The sequence below is a fragment of the Flavobacterium sp. I-STPP5a genome (assembly GCF_009764685.1).
In the GTDB taxonomy this organism is placed as follows: Bacteria; Bacteroidota; Bacteroidia; order Flavobacteriales; family Flavobacteriaceae; genus Flavobacterium.
On the sequence record NZ_VHLM01000034.1, the window covers coordinates 16,479 to 43,329 of the forward strand.

Sequence of the window (26,851 nt, forward strand, 5' to 3'; positions counted from 1 at the left end):
AAGCATTTTACCAATGAATAAAAAATTGGCTACAAAAGTAGATATTGCTATTATAGGCGGTGGCATTGCAGGTTGTACTGCAGCCATCGCTTTATCTAAAAAGTATACAGTCGCTTTAATTGACAAAGCAGCACAACCTGTTGATCGTATTGGCGAATGTTTGCCACCTGCTGCACGACGCATTTTAAAACAGCTAGATCTATTAGAAGTTTTAGAAAACAAAGCTTATCCTGCTAATCAGCAAATACAACAACAAAACACAGGAATGCAATCGTATTGGGGTAGTGATAGTAGCACTATTGTAGATCATTTGCGCAATCCAGATGGTTTTGGCTGGCAATTGAACCGAAAACAATTTGAAGTCTATTTACGATCCAATGCAGAGCAACGTGGCGTAAACTGTTTTTTTGGATATAAACTTCAAACTGCTGCTTATGATAATGATTTATGGACTATTGGCATCAAAACCTCCGAAACGACAACAGAATCAATTGAATTATGCATAACTGCAAAGTTTGTTATTGATGCTAGTGGTAGACAATCGCATTTTGCTCGAACGTTAGGTGTCAAACGCGACATCATTGACAAACTTGTAGCTACTTGGGCCACAGTAGAGAATCACGAAACGATTACAATGAGCACTATTTCATCATGTGAGGAAGGTTGGTGGTACAGTGCACCCTTGCCTAATAATAAAAGGGTTATTGCATTTCAAACCGATGCTGATTTAATAGAACGAACTCAAATAAAAAGTGCAGATTCTTTTTTACAATTGGCAACAGGCAATAAACAGATCGCTAGTATTCTTTCGAAAAACAAGCAACCCATACAATTTCATGGTACGGTGGCTGCAAATTCTAGTAAGCTTCATGAAGTAGCGGGAAAGCAATGGGCAGCACTTGGCGATGCTGCAGTAAGTTTTGATCCACTTTCTTCCCAAGGCATGTTTAACGCCATGGCAAGTGCACTACAACTTACTGATCTCCTACAGAAATATCAAATAATAGAACAGACAAACAGGGCTCAAGAGGCAGTATTTCAAGAGATATACACGCAACAAATGAATCACATTTGGGATTATTACCTCAAACATAAGTCTTATTTTTATGGGCAAGAACAACGCTGGCCTCAGTCTGAATTCTGGAAGAGAAGACAAGTAGCACCATCAAATATTTAAAACCTTTGAGTGAAAGTAAATCGTTAAATCTATTCACAAAAAAAATCGGAACTAAGATAGTTCCGATTTTTTTTTAAAGTATATGACTTTCTATTCCAATATAAAATTCACAGAAACATTAGCTGTAATATTTATTTCTCCTATTGCTAAAGTTTCTCTCGGTTCACTAGCATCCATGCGTTCTACGCTTTTCATAGCAGCATACATAGGCTGTGGATAGTAACTTTGAGAATTATCTGAAATTACAAGTGCCTTACCTACTTTTTGTCCTAAAACCGATACATAATCTTCTGCTTTTAATTTGGCGTCCTTCATAGCTAGCTTTCTTGCTTCTGATTGATATTGCGCTAGCTTAGAGGATTGAAATACTACGGCATCTATTCTATTAATTCCTTGATCTACTAAACCTTCCATCAATTCATCGTACTTTGATAGATCTCGTATAACAATCTCAATGGATTGAACTGCATTGTAGCTGTGTTTCTTTTTTTCATAATCATACTGCGGATTTAAAGCTACGCATTGCGTTTTGAAATCCCCTGCCGGTATGTTCATTTTTTTTATAAACTTGATTACAGCATCAATTTTTTCATCATTTCCTTTTTTAACATCTTTAGCTACATTCCCTTTGGTTTCAACCGAAACATTAATAGTAGCTTGGTCTGGGATGACCTTTACTTTCCCCTCACCATTTACATTGATTTGAGGTGTTGGTTTTACTTCTTGACCATAAGACATAGAGATAAAAAATAGGCTGAATGCTACAATTGCTTTTTTCATTTTTATAATATTTAAGGTTATAATATTGTTTTTACCAAAAGTTATGCCATTAAAGCTTACCTAGCTTTACCATTACAAAAAGAATTACAATAGGAATAGCTAAAACAATCACCATCATCGCATTATCTACAAACATAGCAGGTTGTTTTATTAAAGTAATTAAATAACCGCCTACAGCTCCACCAAAATGTGCCGTATGGCCAATGTTGTCATTCTTGGCACGCATACCATAAATAGAGTACAATAAATACAAGATTCCAAAAATATAGGCAGGCATTGGAATTATAAAAAATATTCCTAACATCATATTGGGTTGTAGTAAAATAGCCGAATACAATATACCTGTCACGGCTCCTGAAGCACCCACGGCTCTATACCCATAGTCATTGTTGTGAAAAACCATAGTAAGCAAACTCCCAAAAATAAGGCTGCCAAAATAAACTAATAAAAATGAATAATTACCCAGTTGCCCTAATACTACCGGAGCAAACATCCACAGGGTAAACATATTAAATAGCAAATGCATCATATCTGCATGCAAAAAACCAGAGGTAATCATTCGGATTTGCTCTCCAGCTTTGATACTTCCTACATGAAATTCGTATTTTCTAAAAAAAGACAAGTCGTTAAATCCTTTGTAACTAAACAATACATTTATAAGTATTAATGCTAATAAAACAGTATTCATGTTCCGTATTTTTTGTGATGGGTAAAGATAGTAATTCTCAAAATACTGATCCATGTGTAAGGGAAATTATATACGCAATCAAAATTAAGTTATATTTGTCAAAAAAAAATCTGCATGCAGTTACTCATTTTTATAATAGCGTATCCGTTTCTTTGGTTCATATCTATTTTACCTTTTCGCCTACTTTATGGTATTTCTGATGGGGTTTACTTTGTGGTATATTACATTATTAAGTACCGCAAAGAAGTAGTTCGTGCCAATATTGCATTGGCTTTGCCACATTTTAGCCAAGAAGAACGTTTACTTATTGAAAAAAAATCATATCATCATTTGTGTGATATGTTTCTAGAAATGATTAAAACAATGACCATTTCATCAGCAGAAATGAACAAGCGTTTTGTTGTAACTAACCTTACAATAATGACCGAATTAGAACAAAAAGAAAAAAGTGTTATGCTTATTGCCTCCCATTATGCCAGTTGGGAGTGGCTGCTTTCTTTTAATCAAAAAGTATCGCTAAAAGGTGTTGGTGTTTATAAAAAATTAGCAAATCAGCATTTTGATAAATTAGTACGTAACATCAGATCTAAATACAACACTGAATTAGTCCCAACCAACAAAACTATCTCTTTAATTGCTGACAACTACCGTAATAATATTCAGTGCATATATGGCTTAGCTAGCGATCAATCCCCTAAAATAGATAGAATATTTCACTGGCAAAGTTTTATGGGTGTTGAAGTTCCCGTACACACGGGACCTGAAATGCTGGCTAAAAAATACGATATGAATGTGGTATTTGCTAAGGTAAAAAAAGTAAAACGCGGGTATTACGAAATGACCATTGTTCCATTGAGTGAAAACGCAAAATCAGCTCCTGATTTTAAAATTACAGAAGCTTACATCAAAGAGGTTGAGAAACAAATTCAAGAGGCTCCTGAATTTTATTTCTGGACTCATAAACGATGGAAACATAGAAGGTAATTATAACGGTCTCCATTTTCCGTTTTCAGTCTTTTTTGATTTAACCTTTGTTTTTTTTTTCAAATAGCAATTGTGAAATTTATTAAGAAAACCAACTTTTTACTAGTTCATCCTCTAGTGGCTGAGCTTCTTTATGAACAAACTCATTGCTAATTGGGTTGTAATCATAATCTAATGCCCATGTTTTATGATTTTCGGCTAACGCTTTGATTCCGTTACACACATATTCAATTTCAGCTGTGGTAGTAGTAGGATGCACAGACATCCTCATCCAACCTGGCTTTCTAATTAAATCTCCAAGAGAAATTTCGTCTATCAATTTATTTGAAGTCTCTTGATCTACATGCAGTAGAAAATGCCCGTATGTACCTGCGCAACTGCACCCTCCACGCGTTTGTATCCCAAATTTATCGTTCAATAATTTTACACCCAAATTAAAATGCAGGTCTTCTACAAAAAAAGAAATAACACCCAGTCTATCTTGATGTTGAGCTGCTAAAATTTTGATATTGGAGACAAGTCCCAAGGAAGAAAAAATATATTCTACAATTTCGTGTTCTCTTTTCAAAATTTGATCTACGCCCATTTGTTCTTTGAGCTGTATGGCTAATGCTGTTTTTATAACTTGTAAAAAACCTGGAGTTCCCCCATCTTCTCGATCCTCAATATTATCAATGTATTTGTGTTCTCCCCAAGGATTTGTCCAACTTACAGTTCCCCCACCAGGGTTATCTGGTACAACATTTTGATACAATTTTTTATTAAAAACTAAGATCCCACAAGTTCCAGGACCTCCTAAAAACTTGTGCGGAGAAAAGAAAATAGCATCTAAATAAGACTCTTGATCTTCCGGGTGCATGTCTATCTTTACGTAAGGGCCTGAACAAGCAAAATCAACAAAACAGAGTCCGTTATGTTGATGCATTAATTTTGCCACTTCATGATATGGTGTTTTGATACCCGTAACATTAGAACATGAAGTGATGGATGCAATTTTAAAAGGTCTTTCTTTATATTTATCCAGTAAAATCAATAAGTTTTCTATGCTAAACAAACCATCTTCAGTAGCTGGAATTACCTCAACATCAGCAATTGTTTCAAGCCAAGACGTTTGGTTTGAATGATGTTCCATGTGCGAAATAAAAACAATCGGCTTTTTTTCGGCAGGAATCGTGATAAAATTCTTTAGGTTTTCAGGAACTTTTAAGCCCAATATTCTTTGAAACTTGTTTACCACACCTGTCATTCCGGTTCCATCTGTTATGAGAACATCATCTGCACTAGCATTCACATGGTGTTTGATAATATGTCTGGCTTTGTGATACGCCTTTGTCATGGCAGTCCCAGAAATGGTGGTCTCAGTATGTGTGTTGGCTACAAAAGGGCCAAATTGATTCATTAATTTTTCTTCAATTGGTCGGTACAACCTTCCGCTTGCGGTCCAATCAGTGTAGACAATTTTTTGTTTCCCGTAAGGAGAATGAAACGTTTGATCAATCCCAATAATCTGCTCGCGAAATTGCTTAAAATAAAGTTCTAAAGTATTAGGTTTTGTTGTAGCTGTCATCTGATTTGTAATTTGAGTTCAAAGATATTCAATTTTGTGAAATAGACTTTTTCAATTGCGTTAAAAAATCGATTTCGTTCGGATAAAATGATTCAAAAAACAAGTTTTAAATTTTAAATTAGAGCAATTTGAGCCATAAAGATGATCTAATTATAAAAAAAGTTCGAAATGTAAAGTACCCGACAAAAGTATCCGAAAAAAGGTTTTAGATTTGAAAATCTATTTTAAAATCTTGAGCTATGAAAAAACTTTTCTATTTATTGTCGTTATTTTTCCTGCTACTTTCTTGCGAAGTTGAAGGCGAATTAACTCGAGATGCCGTAAATGTTGTGCAGCCTGCCAATACACCAACCCTTGCGCAAGGTATTTTTACACCATCACCCGGAATAAGAGTAACGGGATTAGCAAAAATTGTTTTTAACGGTACTCAAAATGAAGTTCGTTTAGAAAATTTCAGTGTCTCTTCTGCCCCTGATTTAAAAGTTTACCTCTCAAGAAGTAATACTCCTAATGACTTTATTAATATAGGAAACCTAAGCTCAGCAACATCTTATGTTATTCCAGCGCAGGTAAAAATTGAAAATTATAAGTTTGTACTTATTCATTGCCAACAGTTTAACCGTGTTTATGCATTTGCATCACTTTCTAATTAACATTTAATTTTATGAAAAAAACAATATTGATCCTAACCATAACCTTAGTTTTTAATATGAACTCCTTCGGACAAGGATGTAGTGACGCTGGTATTTGCTCCATCAGTTCTATTTTTCAAAATGAAAGCGATATAACGCAAAATAACATTGAGTTTGGAACTATTTTTGGTGCTGGCGAAGCAGATGTTACTTACATTTCACCTTATATAACCTACAGCCAAACACTCAATGATCGTTGGACTTTAAGCTCAAAAATTACATACTCCGTTGCAAGTGGTAGCTTTGGTCAGCGCGGTGCTTTTGGAGATGCATATGCACTAGCAAATTACAATTGGAAATCTGAGAAAAAAACCAAATGGAGTTCGCTAATTGGATTTAAGGTTCCTTTAAATAGTTCCAATTTAAAGATTAATGAATTTTCAATTCCACTAGACTATCAATCAAGTTTAGGAACCTTTGACGCCTTATTAGGCATGAGTTTAAGTTATGAAAAGTGGGATTTTAATACCGCCTTGCAAATTCCGGTATTTAATAATAATAAAAATTCATATTTTGCTGAATTTAGTGGTACTACTGATTTTTTTAGTACTAATTTATTCGAACGCAAATCTGACATTCTTTTACGTGGGACTTACACACATCAAACTACCAACAAAAAATTCACTTTCAAACCCAATGTTTTGTTTTTGTACCATTTGGGAGAAGATACATTTGAAAATATTTTTGGTCAAAGAGAGGCAATTGCAAATTCTGATGGATTAACCATAAATGGGAATTTAATAACTGCTTATGCTCTTACAAGAACTAGTAGTTTAGAGTTATCTCTTGCTGCTCCATTTGTGGTCAGGGAAGCAAGACCTGACGGATTAACACGTCAGTTTACAGCTGGAATTATTTATAAAGTTGCTTTTTAAAAAACAAACAAAAACTTTATCTACCACCATTGGCACGCAAATCAGCAATGCATTTCGAGTCTAATTGTGGCTCAGCAGTTGCCGAAACCATGTTATTAATACCACTAACTAACTCGGCAGACCAATACATCAAACACCTTTTTTCAATACAATGCCTTGGATGTGCCGAATCCTCATGATTGCTCTGCAAAGCTGTTCCAAAATTGGTCAGCCCCAAAATATGACCAAATTCATGGGTGATAATTGTAGTTTCTAATATAGTGCGGTTGGGCTCAAGAGGGCTATCGCTGAGTCCTTGAATCGTTTTTTCAAAAATCACAAAAGAGGTATTTCTATAAGCTGTTCCTAACACTAGACCTTCAGCGGTATCTTGTGCTGATTTCCCATCGGCAAAGAAAGCCCATACCGCAAGTTCTGTACCTGAGTTGTATTTTGTCCTGTTTGCGTCTTCAAGAGCAACTATCTGCTGAGTTGTAAAAGTGGCATTGCCAGGAGATGCAATGACACGTTTGATTACATTTATACCAACAGGCTTGAATGTGTGGGCACTAATAAATGCTACAAAATTATTTATTGCTACTGCACTGGGCTAAAAACCATTTACATAAACCACTTCAATCACCAAACTTTTAAATTTTATATCTGATAATAAATCATTTGCAGAACTACCTGTTTGCTGTTTGTTCAAATTTTTATCAACCGGAATTGGATCTGTAATTAAAGTGTTTTCATCACTTGAACAAGAAGTAACAAATAAAAATGAACACAAAACCAGAAGTGCGGAAATTTTTTTCATAGATATAAATTTTAAATCTTTTTTTATTTCGTTTTACAATTCGTCTTTATTAAACAACAGAAAAATCGAAAACCCATATCAAACTAAGTATCATCTACAAAAAAAACACATCTTTAGACTTACAATTGTATTATTTTTAAAAAACCCTTTTGAAAAATACAAAAGGGTTTAAAAATTCTATTCATTAAATACCAACAACTGCTTTAATTTCATCAATAATTCTAAGTGCTAATTGATCTGCTAGCTCTTGAGAGGCTGCTTCGGTATAAATACGAATAATAGGCTCTGTATTTGATTTTCTTAGGTGAACCCAATTTTCGGCAAAATCAATTTTTACACCGTCAATAGTACTGATATCTTCGTTCTTGTATTTCTCTGTCATCGCAACAAGAATAGCATCTACATCAATTTGAGGTGTCAATTCAATTTTATTTTTGCTCATGTAATATTCCGGATACGAAGCACGCAATGCGGAAACCGTCATTTTTTTGTTTGCCAAATGCGTCAAAAACAAAGCTACTCCTACCAAACTATCACGTCCGTAATGAAGCTCTGGGTAGATAATCCCACCGTTTCCTTCACCACCAATAACTGCATTATTTTTTTTCATCAATTCTACTACATTCACCTCCCCTACGGCACTGGCTTCGTAGTTTCCGTTATGTGCGTTTGTAACATCGCGTAAAGCACGAGAAGATGACATATTAGAAACCGTATTTCCTGGAGTTTTACTCAAAACATAATCGGCACAAGCCACTAAAGTGTATTCTTCGCCAAACATTTCACCATCTTCACAAATAAATGCCAAACGATCTACATCAGGATCCACAACAATTCCTAAATGTGCTTTTTCTTTGACCACTAATTCCGAAATATCTGTTAAATGCTCTTTCAAAGGCTCTGGATTATGAGGAAAATGACCATTAGGCTCACAGTAAAGTTCTACCACTTCAACGCCCATTAATTCTAATAATCTAGGAATAATAATTCCACCAGATGAGTTTACTCCATCAACAACAACCTTAAATTTTGCTGCTTTTACAGCTTCAATATCTACTAATGGTAAGTTTAAAACCTCGTCAATGTGTATGTCCATGTAGGCATCATTGATTGTGATAGTTCCTAAATCATCCACATCCGAAAAATTAAAACCTTCGCTTTCCGCAATTTCAAGAATTTTAAGTCCCTCTTCACCATTTAAAAACTCCCCTTTTTCGTTCAATAATTTCAAAGCATTCCATTGTTTTGGATTATGCGATGCCGTTAATATTATTCCGCCCTCAGCTTTTTCAAGTGGTACAGCAACTTCAACTGTTGGAGTAGTTGAAAGTCCTAAATCAATCACATCAATACCCAAACCAATCAAGGTGTTTACTACCAAATTATGAATCATTGGTCCAGATATACGAGCATCACGTCCTACAACTACCGTGATTTTATCTTTCTTACTGTAGTTTTTTAGCCAGGTTCCATAAGCCGATGCAAATTTTACAGCATCAACAGGAGTAAGGTTGTCCCCTACATTTCCACCTATTGTACCTCGAATTCCTGATATTGATTTTATTAAAGTCATTGATATATATTTTATAAATTGAATTTTAAATTTTAAATTGCTGACAAATATAAGAATTGAAGCCTACAAAATAGAAATGAACGTAAAATTTCATGCTATAAATCTTTAAAGCAATCTCATGAATTTCCTAGCACACATTTACCTTTCTGGCGAAAATGATCTACTTAAAATTGGTAATTTTATGGCTGATGGAATTAGAGGAAGTCAATATGAAAGCTACCCATTGGAAATTCAAAAAGGTATTATTTTGCATCGAGCTATTGATACTTTTACCGATGCGCATCCTATCTTTAGAAAAAGTACTAAAAAACTTCATGAAAAATACCATCATTACGCTGGAGTGATTGTGGATGTTTTTTACGATCACTTTTTAGCCAAAAACTGGTCGAATTATTCTAATGAAAAACTAGAAGATTTTGTTGCCCGTTTTTACGGCTCCCTGCATCATAATTACAGCGTACTATCGGAGAAAACAAAAGGCATGATGCCCTACATGATACAACAAAATTGGCTTGTAAGTTACCAAACAGTTGAAGGCATACATGGAATTTTAACCCAAATGGACAAACGCACTAAAAACCAGTCCCAAATGAGATTTGCAAGCAATGAATTAAAAGAATTCTACAGCGAATTTGAAAATGACTTTACTCTTTTTTTTGCTGAATTAATCTCATTTGTAAACCACAAAAAATCAACATTATGAAAAAATTATTTCCGTTACTTTTCCTAATTGCTATTGGATGTAAATCCCAAGAAAAAGCAGCAAATCCCACCGGACTTGTGACTTCAAAAGCAATGGTGGTTTCTGCACGTGAAGAAGCATCTCAAATAGGAGTCGACATAATGAAAAAAGGGGGTAACGCATTTGACGCTATGGTTGCTACCGAACTAGCCTTGGCAGTAGCCCATCCGCAAGCAGGAAATATAGGCGGCGGAGGTTTTATGGTTTATAGAAAAGCAAACGGCGAAACTGGCTCTATTGATTATAGAGAAAAAGCACCTTTGTCAGCCAAAAACGATATGTTTTTAGACCAAAATGGAAATGTTATAAAAGGTAAAAGTACTGCAACAGCATATGCCTCTGGAGTACCAGGAACTATTGCAGGCATTTTTGAAGTACACAAAAAATACGGATCACTTTCTATTAGTGAAATACTAAAACCTGTAATTGCTCTCGCAGAAAGAGGCGTAGTTGTAACACCCAATCAAGCCAAAAGTCTAGCAGCTTTTAGAGCAGTTTTTATTAAAGAAAACGGACCAAATAGCTTATTCTCTCAAGTTTATAAAGCAAACGATACCATCAAATACAAAGCGTTAGCGAATACGCTTAAAAGAATTTCACAATATGGAAAAGAGGAATTTTACACTGGAGAAACGGCCCAAAAACTGATAGCTTTTCTCACTCAAAAGAACGGTGCAATGACTCTTGAGGATTTAAAGAAATACGAAGCAAAATGGAGAAAACCAATTACATTTGATTATAAAGATTTAAAAATAACTTCTATGGCACCACCCAGTAGTGGTGGAATCTGTTTGAACCAAATCATGACTATGATTGAGCCTTATCCGCTTGCGCAAATGGGACACAACAGTCAAAAATCGATTCAATTGATCACCGAAGCCGAACGAAGAGCCTACGCAGATAGAAACTTTTTTCTTGGAGATCCTGATTTTGTAAAAATACCTACTTCTAAATTACTTGATCCTTCGTACTTAAAAAACAGAATGAATACTTTCAGCTTTGACAAAGCAACCAAATCTTCAGATGTTGCACACGGCGAAGTAACAGGATATGAAAGTGATCAAACCACACACTACTCTATTGTAGATTCTTTTGGGAATGCAATAGCCGCAACAACAACATTAAATGATAATTATGGTTCCAAAATATATTGTGATGAACTGGGTTTTTTCTTGAACAATCAAATGGATGATTTTAGTGCAAAACCAGGTGTTCCAAATCTTTACGGTCTTACCGGAAGCAAAGCCAACAGTATTGCCCCTGAAAAAAGAATGCTAAGTTCCATGACTCCCACCATCATCGAAAAAGATAAAAAACTTTACATGGTAGTAGGAACTCCGGGAGGTTCAACCATTATCACATCGGTTTTACAAACTATTTTAAACGTATATGAATTTAATTTAAGCATGCAAGAGGCAGTAGACGCACCCCGTTTTCACCATCAATGGTTGCCTGATGAAATCATATTTGAACCTAATTCTTTCAACAAAGATTTGCTATTGCAACTCAAACAAAAAGGATACTCTATCAATGAAAAAGACAAAGAAATTATAGGTGCTGTAGATGCCATTTTAGTTTTACCCAATGGCAAACTTGAAGGCGGAGCTGACAGAAGAGGTGACAACAAAGCGGTTGGATTTTAAGTTGTAACTAAAAAACCGAAACAATCTTTTTAAATTCTGTTTCCATGAACTTTATCTCAACACTCGAAAACGCGTTTGAACAAAATAGAAATGTAGAAAACGCTTTTGCAATGTCGCAATACATGCGCAATAAGTTTTCCTTTTTTGGTATTCGCACCACCAAAAGAAGAGAACTATTTAAAGAAATTTGGAAACAAAACCAACAAGAAGTACACCATCATTCTGTACAAATTGCTCAAACTCTTTTTAACAAACCAGAACGAGAATTCCATTATTGCGCCATTGAAATTCTAATAAAAGAAAAGAAAAAGGCTTATAGTGTTACTGACATCGATTGGATTGAAAAACTAATATTGCAGCATTCTTGGTGGGATAGCGTTGATACCATCGCTAAATACATTTTAGGAGCTTATTTACAGCAATTCCCCACCGAAACTGAGAACGTTATCATAAGATTTTCAAGTCAAGAAAGTATATGGTTGCATCGTAGTTTGATTCTTTTCCAATTGGGATACAAACAAAAAACGAATTCAGATCTCCTTTTTTGGCTCTGTTTAAAATACGCCAATTCCTCTGAATTTTTCATTCAAAAAGCCATCGGTTGGGCGCTACGTGAATATGCTAAAACAAATCCTGAAGCGATCCTTTTTTTTGTAAATTCGAATAAATTAAAACCTTTAAGCACAAAAGAAGCCCTTAAAAATAGTGGTTCGCTTAAAATAATGTAGCTTTGTGAATCATTTAAAAAATCATGTTTAAAAAATATATTTCAAGGTTAGAAACCGTTATTTCAGTAGCGCAATCTATATTGACTCCCAAACAATTTATCTTTTTATCAGCAGTATTAGTGGGTATTTCAGCTGCTTTTGCAGTAATTGTATTGAAAACTTTTGCTCACTGGGTATTTATTTTTGCAACGTACGTAAGCGGCATTCTAAAACTTGGTTTTCTAACTAGTATACTACCCATCATTGGAATTTTACTTACTATTCTGGTGGTAAAAAACGTATTGGGCGGAAGCATTCAAAAAGGAACTTCTCAAATATTATATGCTGTTGCAAAAAAAGCAAGTATTATCCCTAGGAAACAAATGTATGCCCAAATTGTAACGAGCTCACTCACTGTTGGACTAGGCGGATCAGCAGGTTTAGAAAGTCCTATTGTAATTACCGGTGCTGCCTTTGGATCAAATTATGCTCAAAACTATAAATTAAGCTACAAAGACAGAACTCTTTTGATAGGCTGTGGTGTAGCTGCAGGAATTGCAGCGGCGTTCAATGCACCCATTGCTGGAGTTCTATTTGCCATTGAAGTTTTATTAGTAGATGTAAGCATTGCTGCCTTTACTCCCATCATGATTGCCGCTGCAACGGGAGCATTAGTTTCTGTAATTGTCCTTGACGAAGAAATTCTTTTGTCGTTCAAACAACAACAAAGTTTTGATTACCACAATATTTTATACTACGTACTTCTTGGTATTTTCACTGGATTAATAGCCGTGTACTACTCTAGAAATTTTCAAAGAGTAGAACATTTTTTTGGACGCTTAAAGTTTTCTCCCTTCAAGAAAGGGCTCTTTGGCGCCAGCATTTTAGCACTATTAATCGTCGTTTTTCCAACACTTTTTGGTGAAGGATATGAAAGCATCAAAACCCTTTCAGAGAGTGATCCTAGTAAATTACTAGAACACACACTTTTTAGTGGCTTTAGAAACAATAGTTGGGTGCTTTTACTATTTGTGGGTGCTACTATGATGCTCAAAGTTTTTGCAACCAGCATCACCATCAATAGTGGTGGTAACGGAGGTAATTTTGCTCCTTCTTTATTTTTAGGTTCTTATGTAGGATTCTTTTTTTCTAAATTTCTAAACCTCACAGGACTCACAAAATTACCCGTTAGCAATTTCACACTAGTAGGAATGGCAGGAATATTAAGCGGATTATTTCATGCACCACTAACCGCTATATTCTTGATTGCCGAAATAACGGGAGGTTACAATTTAATGATTCCTCTTATGATTGTGGCTTCTATCAGTTTTGCTATTTCTAAACGTTTTGAAAAACACTCCATGGATGTCAAAAATTTGGTCGAAAAAGGACATGCCTTTACCAGTAATAAAGACACTAATATCCTGTCAACACTCGAGACTAACACTATTATTCAAACTGATTTTTTAACGGTAACTCCAGATGAAAATTTGGAACGCTTAGTAGACCTCATTTCTCATTCGAATCAAGTCATTTTTGGAGTGATTGATGCCCAACAAAACTTACTTGGAATTGTCCATTTTAATGATATTCGCGAAATCATTTTTAACACCTATCGTGTCAAATATACTTTGGTGAAAGAAATCATGACGGCACCTGTAGAAACTATTGCACCCTTTGATAGTATGGAACAAGTTATGAATAAATTCGAAAAGTCGAAAAAAGCATTCTTACCTGTACTTAAAGAGGGTAAATACTATGGTTTTATATCAAAGTCAGTGGCTCTTGAAGCGTATAGAACCAAACTAAAATCCATGACAATAGAGTAACAATATAGAATAAAAAAAAAAGCAGACCTATAAGCCGGATTCTGTATTTCGATTACTCAAAACCCTTATCATTTATCTAGATCCAAAATTACTCTTGGACTCAAGCTATCTACCCTTCAGCAACGGGCGAGAAACCCTTAAATGCTGATATACTTGATATTTCACCGCATAGAGTTTACCTGGTTTCACTACAGCATTACCTGTACATACTTTCTGTTGCACTTGTCCTAATCTCATCCGTAAAGACGAAACCGACGGGTGTTACCCGCTATGCTTCTCTGTGGTGTCCGGACTTTCCTCCCTCTCGCCCATAAAGGCAAGACGACGATAAGGCGGTCTGCGGCGGCAAATTTAGCATTATTAAATCTTTTTATCTCATTTTCTACCACTTACTTTAACAAGACCTTCACAACCATTTCATAATAAAACAGTTACCTTACCATCTTATCCATAAAAACAATACTATGTCAAAAATGTATCATTACGCCAGCGTTTCAAAAGCCTTAGACGAATTAAAAGAAAAAGGATTTACTGTTGATTTTAACATTAACGACCAAGACATTATACAAAACCCGAGTCATTACGAAATCCAACATATTTATAGATATGAAGGGGAATCAAATCCAGATGACGAAGCCACAGTTTACGGTATACAATCCGTTTCAGGACAAAAAGGGGTTTTCGTAGCAGGTTACGCAGCAAATTCAGATAATGATGCTGCCAAAGTTTTACTAGATCTCACCATCAAAGATAGAAATTCTTAATGTTTTTTATCTGTTCAAAAATATGAAAATCAAATTCTAAATATTACTTTATTTTTAGGAGCTTTCTCCAGCTATTCGTTACAATCTTATTCGCCATCCCGAGGTTTCGGGACTGCGCATAAGGATTTTCACTGCTATCTGGGCTAGGAAATCTCGTTAAAAAGAAGTGTACTTTAAAATATAAAATCTTTTATAAATTTTGAAAAATAATGAGCTTTAAAAAATTGGTTAAAAAAACTATATTTTTGTAAAAAAAAAACATATAATTACACTTTAATTATTTGTAAATGAAACTGCGTAATCTATTCCTGATCATTATTTTCTTATTCAATATTAACAATTCATTTGCATGTAAATGTATTGAAGTTGGTAAAGAAAATATAGTTGAATATGGTTTGAATACATATGATATTGTATTTTATGGTGAACTAATAAAACGTGATACTATTAAGCAAACTTATAGTTTTAAAATCATAGAACTTTTCAAAGGAATTTATATTTCAAAGACTATTGAAGGTGTTTCTGAAGGAGGTGATTGTGGTTTATTTCCGGATAAAAAAGGATTATGGATCATCTACGGCAACTTCAATAAAGATTATAAATTATCTTTAAGTATGTGTTCACCCACACAATCGCAAGATTTTGGTCCAGGTTGGCCTTTACCTCCTGAATTTAAGCGTGATAAATTTGGTAAAATCATCGAGCCAACTGAAACTGATTATAAGATCAACGACTTGGAATTCAAAATAGAATCATTAAGAAGTTTTATTTATCAGTTAGAACAATTAAGAGCCTATAAATTATCCCAAAATAAAATTTCGTAAAATGAAAAAAATACAATCTACAACAAAGGAATAATCATTTCTTTGATTATCAATATGCTATTATTTTCAATTCTAATTTACATTTTTGCAAGGAAAAGATTTTCTTCAAATAAACAAATTAGTAAATAAACAAATCAACAAAAAACCTATATTTGCTATCCAATAAAAATGCTATGGAACAATTTGTTGTATCGGCCCGTAAATATCGTCCACAAACTTTTAAAGATGTTGTAGGACAAAAAGCCATTACAAGCACTTTGCTCAATGCTATAGAAAGCAACCATTTAGCATCGGCCTTGTTGTTTACAGGACCTCGTGGTGTGGGTAAAACCACTTGCGCACGTATCTTAGCTCGTAAAATCAATCAGCCTGGATATGATGATCCTACCGAAGATTTTGCTTTCAATGTTTTTGAACTAGATGCCGCTTCAAACAATTCTGTAGATGACATTCGTAATTTAATTGACCAAGTTAGAATCCCACCCCAAACAGGGCAATATAAAGTATACATTATAGATGAGGTTCACATGTTGTCCTCAGCAGCTTTTAATGCCTTCTTAAAAACATTAGAAGAACCACCTAAGCACGCCATTTTTATTTTGGCCACGACCGAAAAACATAAAATCATCCCGACAATACTTTCTCGTTGTCAGATATTTGATTTCAAAAGAATAACCGTAAAAGATGCCAAAGAACATCTTGCCGAAGTCGCTACCAGTCAAGGCGTAATTTTTGAAGATGATGCTTTGCACATCATAGCTCAAAAAGCGGATGGTGCCATGCGTGATGCCCTTTCTATTTTTGATAGAGTCGTTTCTTTTTGCGGCAAAAACTTAACCCGTCAAGCCGTTACTGAAAACTTGAATGTGCTTGATTACGAAACGTACATCAACGTGACCAACTTAATTTTGGAAAACAAAATTCCAGAATTATTAATGGCTTTTAACGAAATCCTTGCCAAAGGTTTTGATGCGCATCATTTTGTATCAGGATTGGCATCTCATTTTAGAGATTTGCTAGTATCTAAAACTCCAGCTACTTTAACTTTGTTAGAAGTAGGAGAACAAGCCCAGCAAATGTATGGTGCACAAGCTCAAAAATGCACTCAAGATTTTTTATTAAAAGGAATCGATATTGCTAACGATTGTGATTTAAAATACAAATTGAGTCAAAACCAGCGACTGCTTGTAGAACTTTGTTTGATGCAACTTGCCTCTATCACTATTGATGGAGAAAAAAAAAAGTTGAGCAATATATAATTCCACCCACGTATTTTAGAAAAAACGACTACTCCATAAGTGTCGCAAAAAAAATAGAAACGGCGGTAACCTCTAACTCTGCCACTGAAAGTAAACCAGGAATTCCAGCTGAGACTACAATACAGCAGCCCACTAAAGTAATTCCAACTCCTGTTGCTGCTACTCCCGTTTCAAATACTGGAGAACCAAAAGTTTCTGCATTTTCACTCGCAAGTATTCGGGCAAAAAAAGCACTTGAAGAAAGCAGTAAAGGAATAGTAAAAGAAACATTACACTTACCAACCGAATCTTTTACAGAGACTGAAATGCTAGTGTATTGGAACAAATATGCGCAACGATTAGGCGACAAGGGATTTAAAATAATGGAATCGTTATTGCTAATAAACGACCCAAAACTAGACGGAACTGCAATTACTATTGAACTGCCAAACGAAGGTTCAAAGCTAGATTTTGAAAGTCAACTACACGGATTGTTAGGCTATTTAAAAGGTCATTTACACAATCATGACATTACTATAAACGTAGTTGTAAACGAAACTATTGAAACAAAAAGAAGTTTTAACGACCAAGACCGCTACAACAGGTTACTACAAATAAATCCAAATATAGAGCTTTTACGCACCACATTTGGATTAGATTTAGACGCTTAATTACAAGAAGAAAACGTTATATTTTACCGTAATACATGGCTTTTACAATTCCATCAGACAGACCTATTTTAGGCACATAAATATTTCTGGCACCACTCCATTTCATAGCATTCATATAAATGCGAGTAGCAGGAATAATTACATCAGCTCGATCTGGGTTTAATCCCAATTCTGATATTCTTTGCTCATAAGATAAAGAACTTAAGAAAGAATATTGCGAATTCATGTAGATGTAAGACAATGGTTTTTCCTGAATTTTACCCGATAATTTAAATAATTTATTGATGTTTCCACCAGATCCTATAAGTGTAACCTCGTCATATTCTTGAGTGTTGGTTTTAATCCATTTCTCAATTTCATTCCACACTACATCGCAAACCATATTATTAAGTAAGCGTACTGTACCTGCTTTGAAAGACCTAGAGGTTATCATTTTACCATTGGAAAACAAAGTAAATTCGGTACTTCCACCACCCACATCTACAAATAAATAGGTTTGATCTGATTTTAATAAATGATGTAAATCAGTTGAAGCAATAATGGCAGCTTCTTTTTTGCCATCAATAATTTCAATTTTTATGTCGGCCTTTTTCTTTATGATAGCAACAACCTCTTTGCCGTTATACGCTTCGCGCATGGCCGATGTTGCAAATGCCATATAACGCTCTACTTTGTGTACCTTCATCAGCAAGTTAAATGCTTTCATCGCATCGCACATTCTATCGATATTCTCTGCAGAAATTTCACCCACTGTAAAAGCATCTTGCCCTAAACGGATAGGTACCCTCACAAGGGAACTTTTATTAAATTGCGGTTCTTTGCCGTCTTGTTCCACAATATTGACAATTAACAATCGCATTGCATTTGAGCCAATATCAATTGCAGCGTATTTTTTTATTTGAATCATATTTCTTGTATTTGAAACTCCTGATCAAGGTGACGGATCCCGTTCAGGTTAAAATTATAATTGGTAAAACAAAAACTATGCTAAATTTTCTTTCTTAGTAGCATCCTCTAGTTTTTTTTCATAATAACGGTACGTTTCTAGCTGCGCTCTAAAGATAGGATTATGGTTTCGAGGGCGATATTTGTTATCAAATTTATGAGAATGAAACCTTGCTTTTACGTTTCCTTTCCAGCCAATATCAAAATTGTCAATCAGTTCTTTTTTAATATCTTGATCATAAATAGGACAGGTAACTTCTACCCTACCATCTAGATTTCGAGACATAAAATCAGCCGATGAAATATAGACTTCTGTTTGACCTGCATTTCCAAAAATATACACTCTTGAATGTTCTAAGTAATTATCAACAATACTTATAGCCTCGATATTATCACTCATACCCGGAATTCCAGGAATTAAGGAACATATACCTCGTACTTCAAGCTGAATTTTCACACCTGCTCGACTGGCTTCATAAAGTTTATCAATCATGGCAAAGTCAGACAAACTATTCATTTTTAGTTTAATATGCGTTTTTCTTCCTGCAAGTGCGTGTATGATTTCCCTGTCAATTAATTTCACAAACTTAGTTCTTGTGTAATGTGGGGAAACAATTAAATGTTTGTAACGATGTACTCTATAATTAATATCAAAAAATTCAAAAATTCTCATGATGTCTTTCAAGATCTGCTGGTGGCTAGTAAACAAAGTTACATCTGTGTAGACCTTTGCGGTTGACTCGTTAAAATTTCCCGTTGAGATAAAACCATAACGTTTTATTTTATAGTTTTCTACTCTTTCAATAACACATATTTTACTGTGAACTTTCAATCCCTTAATTCCAAAAATAAGTTCAATACCTTCCAGTTGCATTTGCTCTGCATAAGAGATGTTTGAAGCTTCGTCAAAGCGGGCTTGTAATTCTATTTGAACCGTTACTTTTTTTCCGTTTTTGGCAGCATTAATTAAGGAACTAATGATTTGAGAATTCTTGGCTAAACGGTATAATGTAATCTTAATTGAAATTACTTTTGGATCAAGTGCAGCCTCACGCAAAAACTTAGTCAAATATGAAAAAGATTGGTAAGGAGCATTCAGCAAATAATCTTTTTCACTGATTTTTTCTAGCATGCTTCCCTCTAAACTTAAACCCGGAATAGGCAACGGCGGTTTAGTTTCATACAATAAATCATACCTACCTAAATTAGGGAAGTCCATATAATCTCTTCTGTTATGGTAGCGACCGCCAGGGATTATACTATCTGTTGAAACAATTTTCATTTTATCTAGAAAGAATTTTAAAGTATCCTCTTCAATCAACTGATCGTAGATAAAACGTACCGGCTCCCCTATTCTTCTATCTTTTACACTCAAAGAGATTTTTTCAATCATACTTTTACTTAAATCACTGTCAATGTCAAGTTGCGCATCTCTAGTGATTTTTATCATATGCGCGGATACACTTTCGTAATCAAAAATATTGAAAATATTATTTAAGTTATGACGAATAACATCATCTAAAAGTATAATGTATTGCTTTTCATCATGTGATGGCAGGACCACAAAACGGTTAATGGTTTTAGGGATTTCAATGACAGCATACCTAACTTCGTCATCTCTTTTCATAACCAGTTTTACGGCTAAATAACCAGAAGTATCCTTAAGTACTGGAAATTCAGCCAAATCATTCAAAATGATAGTCACCAACTCAGGACTCACTTTTTGAATAAAAAAATCTTTCAAGAAAATTTCTTGTTCTACAGAAATATCTGCTTCGGTGATGATGAAAATATTTTTTGTTTCTAGTTCACTTTCTATAATGTTTAGAATTCGTAAACTTTCTGATTGTTGCTCAATAACAATTTCAGTAATATCTTTTACCAGTTGTTGTGCCGAAATTCCTCCTAGGTATTTTTCACCAGTGATTCCGGTTAAACTTAAACGTCTTATGGCTGCAAAACGAACTCTAAAAAACTCATCTAAATTATTCGAAAATATGCCTAAAAAACGCAAACGGTCTAGTAAAGGAACCGAAGGGTCACCCGCCTCTTGCAAAACCCTTGCATTAAAAGCCAACCAACTTTTTTCTCTATCAATATATTTGTATGCTAACGTTTTATTCATTTTAAATCTTTGGGAAATAATATATGTTCTGTTTTACCTTTTTTTATAGTTTTCCAATGGGTCGTATCAAATTTCAAAAAAACAAATCCTGAGGTAGGAACGTTATCTATGGTCACATCCCCGTAACGATTGACAAAATCAGTGATGGCTTCGTTGTGACCAAAAATCATCAAACTCTCTATGTCATCTGGACAGGACTCAACCACTTTTTGGAGTTGTTTTCTATCAAAGGTATAAAGGTCGTCTTTGTAAATGATACTGTCAAGCGGAAACAAAAAATTTTGTGCAAAAATTAACGCCGTATTTGTAGTTCTTTTTGCAGTACTGCACCATATAGTAAATGTTTTTGGCAACAAAGACTTGACGTGACCAGCCACAAAATGGGCATCTTTCATGCCATTACATGTTAATACTCGATCTTTATCCTGAACGGGGACCTCCCAACTCGACTTTGCATGCCTAACCAAAATTAAATTTTTCATACTTTACATTATTTGGCATTAATTAATTGATTCAACTTGGACTAAAAGTAAAACCAAAGTACAAAAAAAAACGTATTTATTTGTAAGGCAAGTTATATATTACAAATATTTAAATTTCAAAGCTTTAGCAAATTAATTAACTATCATTTTATAATTTATAAAAATCAAAAAAAACAACAAATAGAGATTTTAGTCATTTTTTTTAAAAACAAAATAAAATTAGATCTTAATTTACATAGAACAATATCATTTATCTACAAAAACTAGTCATTTGTCGGCTATTTAGGTCATTAAAAGAGTATTATTTGTATTAAATAAATAATAATTATCTTTGTTATTAAAAATATAATGAGACAATTGGCTTTTTTTTTAAAATAAAAAACCAAAAAAAAAGATATAAATTGAAATCTTTTAAATAAAGATTAATCCAAAATATAAGAATACACAAAACATGAAAAACCATTACTTTCATTCCGGTACTAAAAATAAAGTTTCTTTACTCAAGTTTTTTGTTTTAACTCTATTTTTAAACTTCATCTTTACTGAAAGTTTGTATAGCCAGATATGTGGAACTCCCGGCGTAGATGGTCCGGCTAATATAACTAGTTCCGTTAATACTTACTATCCTACTCTTCCTAATGACCCCAATTTAAATACTGGAGCGCAAGCAATTAGACTTGGCTCTGTACCCAGTACCGATGCAAGTGGTAACAGTTTTGGGACAACTGCTATTGCAGCTGGTGATCTTTTGCTTATCATCCAAATGCAAGATGCAGAAATTAATTTTACAAATACTACATCTTATGGATCAGGATCAATTACTTCTGTAGATGGACTGGGTGGTTCAGGATATACAAATATTGGTAATACAGGTATTTATGAATATGTTATAGCAACTAATAGTGTACCGCTAACAGGTGGTAATTTAACATTTAAAGGAGCAGGACCTACTGGAGGGATTATTAATAGTTTTTTTAATGCTGCTGCAACTACTACTAGAGGAAAACGAACATTTCAAATTATTAGAGTCCCACAATATTCAAATTTAACACTTACTACAAATATTACAGCTCCACCATTTAATGGGACCTCGGGAGGTGTTATTGCCTTTAACGTCTCTGGCACCTTTAATTTCAATGGTAGAACGATTGATGGTAACGCAAGAGGATTTCGTGGAGGTTATAGTCCACGTGCCAATTCAGGTGCTAACAATTCAACTAATTATGTTGGCCTTGCATCCGATACATCAATATCTGGTAAAGGAGAGGGAATAGCTGGCACACCCAGATATATGTGGGATGGATACAATCAAGTAGATAATGGTGTTGAAGGAATGCCAGGTGGATCAGCAGGAAGAGGAGCTCCAGGAAACGCCGGTGGGGGTGGTAACGATCACAATGCCGGTGGTGGTGGTGGTGGTAATGGAGGTTATGGAGGATTAGGAGGAAAAGGTTGGCAAGGTGGTACTGGAGATGTTAGTCCTTTGACAGGTGGTGGCCGACCAGGATTTACATCCTATACAGGAACTGTGGCTCCATTAAACCGCTTAGTTATGGGAGGCGGCGGAGGAGCTGGTGATGCAAATAATGCCACAACTGGTGTAAAAGGTGGCGTAGGTGGCGCAATTATTATAATAAATGCGGGTACTACTACTGGCACAGGATCTATCTTAGCTAATGGTGGAAATGGAGCATCAGGTGCTTTCGGTGGATCACCTGATGGCGCAGGTGGTGGAGCTGCTGGAGGAAGTGTATTTCTAAACGTAACAAATTCAAGTACAGCATCAATAACCATTCAAGCAAGAGGTGGAAATGGTGGTAATACAGAAAATGATGGCACTAACCAACACGGACCTGGTGGTGGTGGTGGTGGTGGAATCATTAAATATAACGTAACAGGAGGAACTGTTTCGACTAATGTGAACCCTGGTTTAGCAGGATTAACTAACAATGGTGGAACTGGTGCCATCAATCATGGTGCAGTTAATGGTGGCACAGGTAATTCCTCTACATTCATAACATCTGATTTACCACAATATACTCAAATTAACTCAAATTGTTTTCCTTCTTTACAAACCAGTGTACAATCTATAACGAAGTCAGTATGTAACACTGTAAATAATGAAATTGTTTATAGTATTGAAATTAGAAATACTGGTTCAGGCAGTGCTGCAGGGGTATTACTAGATTTTGTGTTGCCAACTGGTATAAATTTTGTTTCAGCTAGTGCTTCCTATTCGGTAGGAGCTTCAGGTCCTTCTGGAGCACTAACTAATACGGGAACATCAAGCAATCCTTTATTAGGAAGTTTTACTATTGCTCTTGACGCTACAGTAACAATAACCTTGAGAGGTATAGTGACATCCTCTACAACAAATGGTATTAATAATGTTGTAGCACAAGCTTTATATAGAGACCCAACTAGGACTTCAGCCAACCCAAATAGAAATATTACGGCATTTACAAATTCTTATGGGACTGCAAATAAAACATACGAGGGATTCAATCAGGCAAATGTCAATGGAACAAACTTTAATGGTGTTCTATCAAATGTGACAGTTGATGATGTTACTATTCTATCTTTACCAGTAGCACCAAATGCAACTGTAACGCAGCCTACTTGTTCCAGTCCCTTAGGTAGTATAACTGTAAGTTCTCCTCCTAATGGCACTGGCACATCCTATTCGTTGACAGGAATAAATCCTGCCAGTGCCACAATAACGAATTCAACTGGTGTTTTTTCGAATTTAGCATCAGGTACTTATCAGCTCACAACTACTAATTCAAATAACTGCACTTCAACATCTAGCCCTTTTACAGTTGATGCACTTGCAGGAGCACCATCAACAACTGGGGTCTCTATATGTATTGGTGGATCAGGAAGTTTAACTGCCGCAGGATGTAATGGTAGTACTGTTCCAAATTGGTACACACAACCTAGCGGAGGCACTCCTATTTTTAGTGGTTCGTCCTTTAACCCAGTAGGAGTAACAGGATCAGGCCTAGCCAATACTAACACTGCTGGTACGACGGTATTTTACGTGTCATGTGGAAATTCACCATGTAGGACATCTACAAGTTTTATTATCAATCCTACACCCTCAATAACAAATACTACACCTGGATCTAATTGTGGGCCTGGTACTGTTACTTTAAGTGCATCAGCTTCTTCAGGGGTCTTAAATTGGTTCTCAGCAGCTTCTGGAGGAACTGCAATAGCTACAGGAAATAGTTTTACCACACCAAATATTTCAGTGAGCACACAATATTTTGTTAATGTTACCTCAAATGGTTGTACTTCATCAAGAACAGCTGTTTTAGCAACAATTAACACTATCCCAACAATAACTTCAACTACACCCGGATCAAGATGTGGATCAGGAACAGTACCGCTACAAGCTACAGCATCTGCGGGTACAATTAATTGGTATGCAAATGCTCAAGGTGGAACTTTGTTAGCATCTGGTACAACATTTACTACTCCAATTATTAATGCAACGACAACATATTATGTGGAGGCTATTGCAAATGGCTGTGCATCTAGTTCAAGAATTGCCGTAGCAGCAGTTGTAAATGAAGTTTCTACATTAGTTTTAACTAGTGGCACTCAAAATCAAAGTATTTGCAATGGATCTGCCATATCAAGTACTCAATATACATATGGTGGAAGCGCAACTACCGTGACCGTTACAAATTTACCACTAGGACTTTCTTCTAATATTAATACAACGAATAAAACAGTAACTATTAGCGGTACTCCTACCGCTTCGGGTACTTACACCATAACTACTTCGGGTCATAGTTCACCTTGTAATGCTACAATAATTAATGGAATAATTACCTTTTCCCCTCAAAATACGACCGCAGCAGGTACAAGTCAAACCGTTTGTATCAATACGCTAGTAACAAATATTACGCACGCTACAACTGGTGCAACAGGAATTTCAAATGCTGGAGTTTCTGGTGCTAATGGGTTGCCAGCAGGAGTTTCTGCTGCATGGGCATCGAACACAATTACAATTAGTGGTACTCCAACAGCTTCGGGAACATTCAACTATAGCATTCCATTAACAGGTGGTTGTGGTACAGTGAATGCTACAGGAAGGATTATTGTGACACCAGCTAATACAGCAGGAACTGCATCAAGTACGCCAACGTTGTGTATCAATACGCTAGTAACAAATATTACGCACGCTACTACTGGTGCAACAGGGATTTCAGATTCTGGCGTTTCAGGTGCAAATGGTTTGCCAGCTGGAGTTGCTGCTGCATGGGCATCGAACACAATTACAATTAGTGGTACTCCAACAGCTTCGGGAACATTCAACTATAGCATTCCATTAACAGGTGGTTGTGGTACAGTGAATGCTACTGGAACAATAACAGTTACACCAAACAATACAGCAGGAACTGCATCAAGTACGCCAACGTTGTGTATCAATACGCTAGTAACAAATATTACGCACGCTACTACTGGTGCAACAGGGATTTCAGATTCTGGAGTTTCAGGTGCAAATGGTTTGCCAGCTGGAGTTGCTGCTGCATGGGCATCGAACACAATTACAATTAGTGGTACTCCAACAGCTTCGGGAACATTCAACTATAGCATTCCTTTAACAGGTGGTTGTGGTACAGTGAATGCTACTGGAACAATAACAGTTACACCAGCTAATACAGCAGCAACTGCTTCTTCAACGCCAACGTTGTGTATCAATACGCTAGTAACAAATATTACGCACGCTACAACTGGTGCAACAGGGATTTCAAATTCTGGAGTTTCAGGTGCAAATGGTTTGCCAGCTGGAGTTGCTGCTGCATGGGCATCGAACACAATTACAATTAGTGGTACTCCAACAGCTTCGGGAACATTCAGCTATAGTATTCCTTTAACAGGTGGTTGTGGTACAGTGAATGCTACTGGAACAATAACAGTTACACCAGCTAATACAGCAGGAACTGCTTCTTCAACGCCAACGTTGTGTATCAATACGCTAGTAACAAATATTACGCACGCTACAACTGGTGTAACAGGGATTTCAAATGATGGCGTTTCAGGTGCAAATGGTTTGCCAGCTGGAGTTGCTGCTGCATGGGCATCGAACACAATTACAATTAGTGGTACTCCAACAGCTTCGGGAACATTCAGCTATAGCATTCCATTAACAGGTGGTTGTGGTACTGTGAATGCTACTGGAACAATAACAGTTACACCAAACAACATTGCAGGAACTGCTTCTTCAACGCCAACGTTGTGTATCAATACGCTAGTAACAAATATTACGCACGCTACTACTGGTGCAACAGGGATTTCAAATGCTGGAGTTTCTGGTGCAAATGGTTTGCCAGCTGGAGTTGCTGCTGCATGGGCATCGAACACAATTACAATTAGTGGTACTCCAACAGCTTCGGGAACATTCAACTATAGCATTCCATTAACAGGTGGTTGTGGTACAGTGAATGCTACTGGAACAATAACAGTTACACCAGCTAATACAGCAGGAACTGCATCAAGTACGCCAACGTTGTGTATCAATACGCTAGTAACAAATATTACGCACGCTACTACTGGTGCAACAGGGATTTCAAATGATGGCGTTTCAGGTGCAAATGGGTTGCCAGCTGGAGTTGCTGCTGCATGGGCATCGAACACAATTACAATTAGTGGTACTCCAACAGCTTCGGGAACATTCAACTATAGCATTCCATTAACAGGTGGTTGTGGTACAGTGAATGCTACTGGAACAATAACA

At 35.7% G+C, this 26,851-nt stretch carries 22 protein-coding genes, 1 other RNA gene and 1 pseudogene; 13 read left to right on the forward strand and 11 right to left on the reverse strand.

The annotated features are described in order from the left end of the window. Positions 1–13 precede the first annotated feature (13 nt). Positions 14–1,177 carry an FAD-dependent oxidoreductase gene (locus FJV36_RS07265; protein WP_158729194.1) on the forward strand — a complete coding sequence of 388 codons (1,164 nt, stop codon included), beginning with the start codon at positions 14–16 and terminating at the stop codon, positions 1,175–1,177. A 90-nt stretch (positions 1,178–1,267) separates the two neighbouring features. Here the strand turns inward: FJV36_RS07265 and FJV36_RS07270 are convergent, their stop codons facing one another. Continuing rightward, positions 1,268–1,957 (reverse strand): SIMPL domain-containing protein, encoded by a 690-nt coding sequence (locus FJV36_RS07270; protein ID WP_158729195.1) that lies wholly within the window; start codon positions 1,955–1,957, stop codon positions 1,268–1,270. 49 nt (positions 1,958–2,006) lie between these two features. Next, complete coding sequence (locus FJV36_RS07275) at positions 2,007–2,645, reverse strand: rhomboid family intramembrane serine protease (RefSeq protein WP_158729196.1); 639 nt, start codon at positions 2,643–2,645, stop codon at positions 2,007–2,009. Between the two features lie 114 nt (positions 2,646–2,759). Here FJV36_RS07275 and FJV36_RS07280 point away from each other — a divergent pair, with 114 nt between their 5' ends. Further along, entirely contained in the window at positions 2,760–3,629 is an 870-nt protein-coding gene (locus tag FJV36_RS07280; RefSeq protein ID WP_158729197.1) for a lysophospholipid acyltransferase family protein, read from the forward strand. Between the two features lie 82 nt (positions 3,630–3,711). Here FJV36_RS07280 and FJV36_RS07285 read toward each other — a convergent pair whose 3' ends face one another. Continuing rightward, positions 3,712–5,196: an aminotransferase class V-fold PLP-dependent enzyme gene (locus FJV36_RS07285; RefSeq protein WP_158729198.1), complete on the reverse strand. Its 1,485-nt coding sequence runs from the start codon at positions 5,194–5,196 to the stop codon at positions 3,712–3,714. Between the two features lie 239 nt (positions 5,197–5,435). Between FJV36_RS07285 and FJV36_RS07290 the strand changes: the two genes are divergently transcribed. Both FJV36_RS07290 and FJV36_RS07295 read left to right on the forward strand, forming a co-directional pair. Next, positions 5,436–5,849 carry a DM13 domain-containing protein gene (locus FJV36_RS07290; protein ID WP_158729199.1) on the forward strand — a complete coding sequence of 138 codons (414 nt, stop codon included), beginning with the start codon at positions 5,436–5,438 and terminating at the stop codon, positions 5,847–5,849. 11 nt (positions 5,850–5,860) lie between these two features. Further along, positions 5,861–6,763 (forward strand): hypothetical protein, encoded by a 903-nt coding sequence (locus FJV36_RS07295; protein WP_158729200.1) that lies wholly within the window; start codon positions 5,861–5,863, stop codon positions 6,761–6,763. Positions 6,764–6,779: 16 nt separating this feature from the next. On the opposite strand, the gene FJV36_RS16630 is transcribed toward FJV36_RS07295, so the two are convergent. The 3 genes from FJV36_RS16630 to glmM all read right to left on the reverse strand — a co-directional run bounded on the left by FJV36_RS16630 (position 6,780) and on the right by glmM (position 9,132). Beyond that, positions 6,780–7,115: a hypothetical protein gene (locus FJV36_RS16630; RefSeq protein WP_347753153.1), complete on the reverse strand. Its 336-nt coding sequence runs from the start codon at positions 7,113–7,115 to the stop codon at positions 6,780–6,782. 237 nt (positions 7,116–7,352) lie between these two features. Continuing rightward, positions 7,353–7,559: a hypothetical protein gene (locus tag FJV36_RS16635; protein WP_347753154.1), complete on the reverse strand. Its 207-nt coding sequence runs from the start codon at positions 7,557–7,559 to the stop codon at positions 7,353–7,355. 184 nt (positions 7,560–7,743) lie between these two features. Beyond that, on the reverse strand, positions 7,744–9,132 hold the full coding sequence (gene glmM, locus FJV36_RS07305) for a phosphoglucosamine mutase (protein ID WP_158729201.1): 1,389 nt from the start codon (positions 9,130–9,132) through the stop codon (positions 7,744–7,746). A gap of 118 nt (positions 9,133–9,250) precedes the next feature. Between glmM and FJV36_RS07310 the strand changes: the two genes are divergently transcribed. The 4 genes from FJV36_RS07310 to FJV36_RS07325 are packed head-to-tail and all read left to right on the forward strand — an operon-like array spanning position 9,251 to position 14,053. Continuing rightward, entirely contained in the window at positions 9,251–9,835 is a 585-nt protein-coding gene (locus FJV36_RS07310; RefSeq protein ID WP_158729202.1) for an ACP phosphodiesterase, read from the forward strand. After that, positions 9,832–11,517 carry a gamma-glutamyltransferase gene (gene ggt / locus FJV36_RS07315; protein WP_158729203.1) on the forward strand — a complete coding sequence of 562 codons (1,686 nt, stop codon included), beginning with the start codon at positions 9,832–9,834 and terminating at the stop codon, positions 11,515–11,517. Before FJV36_RS07310 ends, ggt begins: the two co-directional genes overlap by 4 nt. A 44-nt stretch (positions 11,518–11,561) precedes the next feature. Further along, on the forward strand, positions 11,562–12,245 hold the full coding sequence (locus FJV36_RS07320) for a DNA alkylation repair protein (RefSeq protein WP_158729204.1): 684 nt from the start codon (positions 11,562–11,564) through the stop codon (positions 12,243–12,245). Between the two features lie 23 nt (positions 12,246–12,268). Then, positions 12,269–14,053 (forward strand): chloride channel protein, encoded by a 1,785-nt coding sequence (locus FJV36_RS07325; RefSeq protein WP_158729205.1) that lies wholly within the window; start codon positions 12,269–12,271, stop codon positions 14,051–14,053. Between the two features lie 14 nt (positions 14,054–14,067). Here FJV36_RS07325 and rnpB read toward each other — a convergent pair. Further along, an RNA gene (gene rnpB / locus FJV36_RS07330) (RNase P RNA component class A) lies at positions 14,068–14,397 on the reverse strand. Positions 14,398–14,517: 120 nt separating this feature from the next. On the opposite strand from rnpB, the gene FJV36_RS07335 reads away from it, so the two are divergent. The 3 genes from FJV36_RS07335 (at position 14,518) to dnaX (ending at position 16,900) form a co-directional block, all read left to right on the forward strand. Further along, positions 14,518–14,817: a hypothetical protein gene (locus FJV36_RS07335; protein WP_158729206.1), complete on the forward strand. Its 300-nt coding sequence runs from the start codon at positions 14,518–14,520 to the stop codon at positions 14,815–14,817. 287 nt (positions 14,818–15,104) lie between these two features. Continuing rightward, positions 15,105–15,641 (forward strand): hypothetical protein, encoded by a 537-nt coding sequence (locus tag FJV36_RS07340; protein ID WP_158729207.1) that lies wholly within the window; start codon positions 15,105–15,107, stop codon positions 15,639–15,641. A 173-nt stretch (positions 15,642–15,814) separates the two neighbouring features. After that, positions 15,815–16,900 (forward strand): DNA polymerase III subunit gamma/tau, encoded by a 1,086-nt coding sequence (gene dnaX, locus FJV36_RS07345; protein ID WP_158729211.1) that lies wholly within the window; start codon positions 15,815–15,817, stop codon positions 16,898–16,900. 28 nt (positions 16,901–16,928) lie between these two features. Here dnaX and FJV36_RS07350 read toward each other — a convergent pair whose 3' ends face one another. Beyond that, entirely contained in the window at positions 16,929–17,225 is a 297-nt protein-coding gene (locus FJV36_RS07350) for a hypothetical protein (protein ID WP_158729208.1), read from the reverse strand. A gap of 37 nt (positions 17,226–17,262) precedes the next feature. Between FJV36_RS07350 and FJV36_RS07355 the strand changes: the two genes are divergently transcribed. After that, positions 17,263–17,550 carry a DNA polymerase III gene (locus FJV36_RS07355; protein WP_233264573.1) on the forward strand — a complete coding sequence of 96 codons (288 nt, stop codon included), beginning with the start codon at positions 17,263–17,265 and terminating at the stop codon, positions 17,548–17,550. A gap of 16 nt (positions 17,551–17,566) precedes the next feature. On the opposite strand, the gene FJV36_RS07360 is transcribed toward FJV36_RS07355, so the two are convergent. From FJV36_RS07360 to FJV36_RS07370, 3 genes are all read right to left on the reverse strand, one after another. Further along, entirely contained in the window at positions 17,567–18,457 is an 891-nt protein-coding gene (locus tag FJV36_RS07360; RefSeq protein ID WP_158729209.1) for a Ppx/GppA phosphatase family protein, read from the reverse strand. 75 nt (positions 18,458–18,532) lie between these two features. Beyond that, the gene (gene ppk1 / locus FJV36_RS07365) at positions 18,533–20,620 is read right to left on the reverse strand and encodes a polyphosphate kinase 1 (protein WP_086454187.1); all 2,088 of its coding nucleotides are present in this window, start codon (positions 20,618–20,620) and stop codon (positions 18,533–18,535) included. Continuing rightward, positions 20,617–21,102 (reverse strand): histidine phosphatase family protein, encoded by a 486-nt coding sequence (locus tag FJV36_RS07370; protein WP_086454186.1) that lies wholly within the window; start codon positions 21,100–21,102, stop codon positions 20,617–20,619. Before FJV36_RS07370 ends, ppk1 begins: the two co-directional genes overlap by 4 nt. Positions 21,103–21,553: 451 nt before the next feature. Here FJV36_RS07370 and FJV36_RS07375 point away from each other — a divergent pair. Further along, a pseudogene (locus FJV36_RS07375) lies at positions 21,554–26,851 on the forward strand (DUF11 domain-containing protein); the annotation flags it as partial.

Coding starts and splice junctions, on each gene's coding strand:
- ggt (WP_158729203.1), top strand. CDS start 9,832: ATGAAAAAATTATTTCCGTTACTTTTCCTAATTGCTATTGGATGTAAA.
- FJV36_RS07325 (WP_158729205.1), top strand. CDS start 12,269: ATGTTTAAAAAATATATTTCAAGGTTAGAAACCGTTATTTCAGTAGCG.
- glmM (WP_158729201.1), bottom strand. CDS start 9,132: ATGACTTTAATAAAATCAATATCAGGAATTCGAGGTACAATAGGTGGA.
- FJV36_RS07290 (WP_158729199.1), top strand. CDS start 5,436: ATGAAAAAACTTTTCTATTTATTGTCGTTATTTTTCCTGCTACTTTCT.
- FJV36_RS07360 (WP_158729209.1), bottom strand. CDS start 18,457: ATGATTCAAATAAAAAAATACGCTGCAATTGATATTGGCTCAAATGCA.
- FJV36_RS07280 (WP_158729197.1), top strand. CDS start 2,760: ATGCAGTTACTCATTTTTATAATAGCGTATCCGTTTCTTTGGTTCATA.
- FJV36_RS07340 (WP_158729207.1), top strand. CDS start 15,105: ATGAAACTGCGTAATCTATTCCTGATCATTATTTTCTTATTCAATATT.
- FJV36_RS16635 (WP_347753154.1), bottom strand. CDS start 7,559: ATGAAAAAAATTTCCGCACTTCTGGTTTTGTGTTCATTTTTATTTGTT.
- FJV36_RS07335 (WP_158729206.1), top strand. CDS start 14,518: ATGTCAAAAATGTATCATTACGCCAGCGTTTCAAAAGCCTTAGACGAA.
- FJV36_RS07275 (WP_158729196.1), bottom strand. CDS start 2,645: ATGAATACTGTTTTATTAGCATTAATACTTATAAATGTATTGTTTAGT.
- FJV36_RS07355 (WP_233264573.1), top strand. CDS start 17,263: ATGGAATCGTTATTGCTAATAAACGACCCAAAACTAGACGGAACTGCA.
- FJV36_RS07265 (WP_158729194.1), top strand. CDS start 14: ATGAATAAAAAATTGGCTACAAAAGTAGATATTGCTATTATAGGCGGT.
- ppk1 (WP_086454187.1), bottom strand. CDS start 20,620: ATGAATAAAACGTTAGCATACAAATATATTGATAGAGAAAAAAGTTGG.
- FJV36_RS07320 (WP_158729204.1), top strand. CDS start 11,562: ATGAACTTTATCTCAACACTCGAAAACGCGTTTGAACAAAATAGAAAT.
- FJV36_RS07270 (WP_158729195.1), bottom strand. CDS start 1,957: ATGAAAAAAGCAATTGTAGCATTCAGCCTATTTTTTATCTCTATGTCT.
- FJV36_RS07295 (WP_158729200.1), top strand. CDS start 5,861: ATGAAAAAAACAATATTGATCCTAACCATAACCTTAGTTTTTAATATG.
- FJV36_RS07370 (WP_086454186.1), bottom strand. CDS start 21,102: ATGAAAAATTTAATTTTGGTTAGGCATGCAAAGTCGAGTTGGGAGGTC.
- FJV36_RS07285 (WP_158729198.1), bottom strand. CDS start 5,196: ATGACAGCTACAACAAAACCTAATACTTTAGAACTTTATTTTAAGCAA.
- FJV36_RS07310 (WP_158729202.1), top strand. CDS start 9,251: ATGAATTTCCTAGCACACATTTACCTTTCTGGCGAAAATGATCTACTT.
- dnaX (WP_158729211.1), top strand. CDS start 15,815: ATGGAACAATTTGTTGTATCGGCCCGTAAATATCGTCCACAAACTTTT.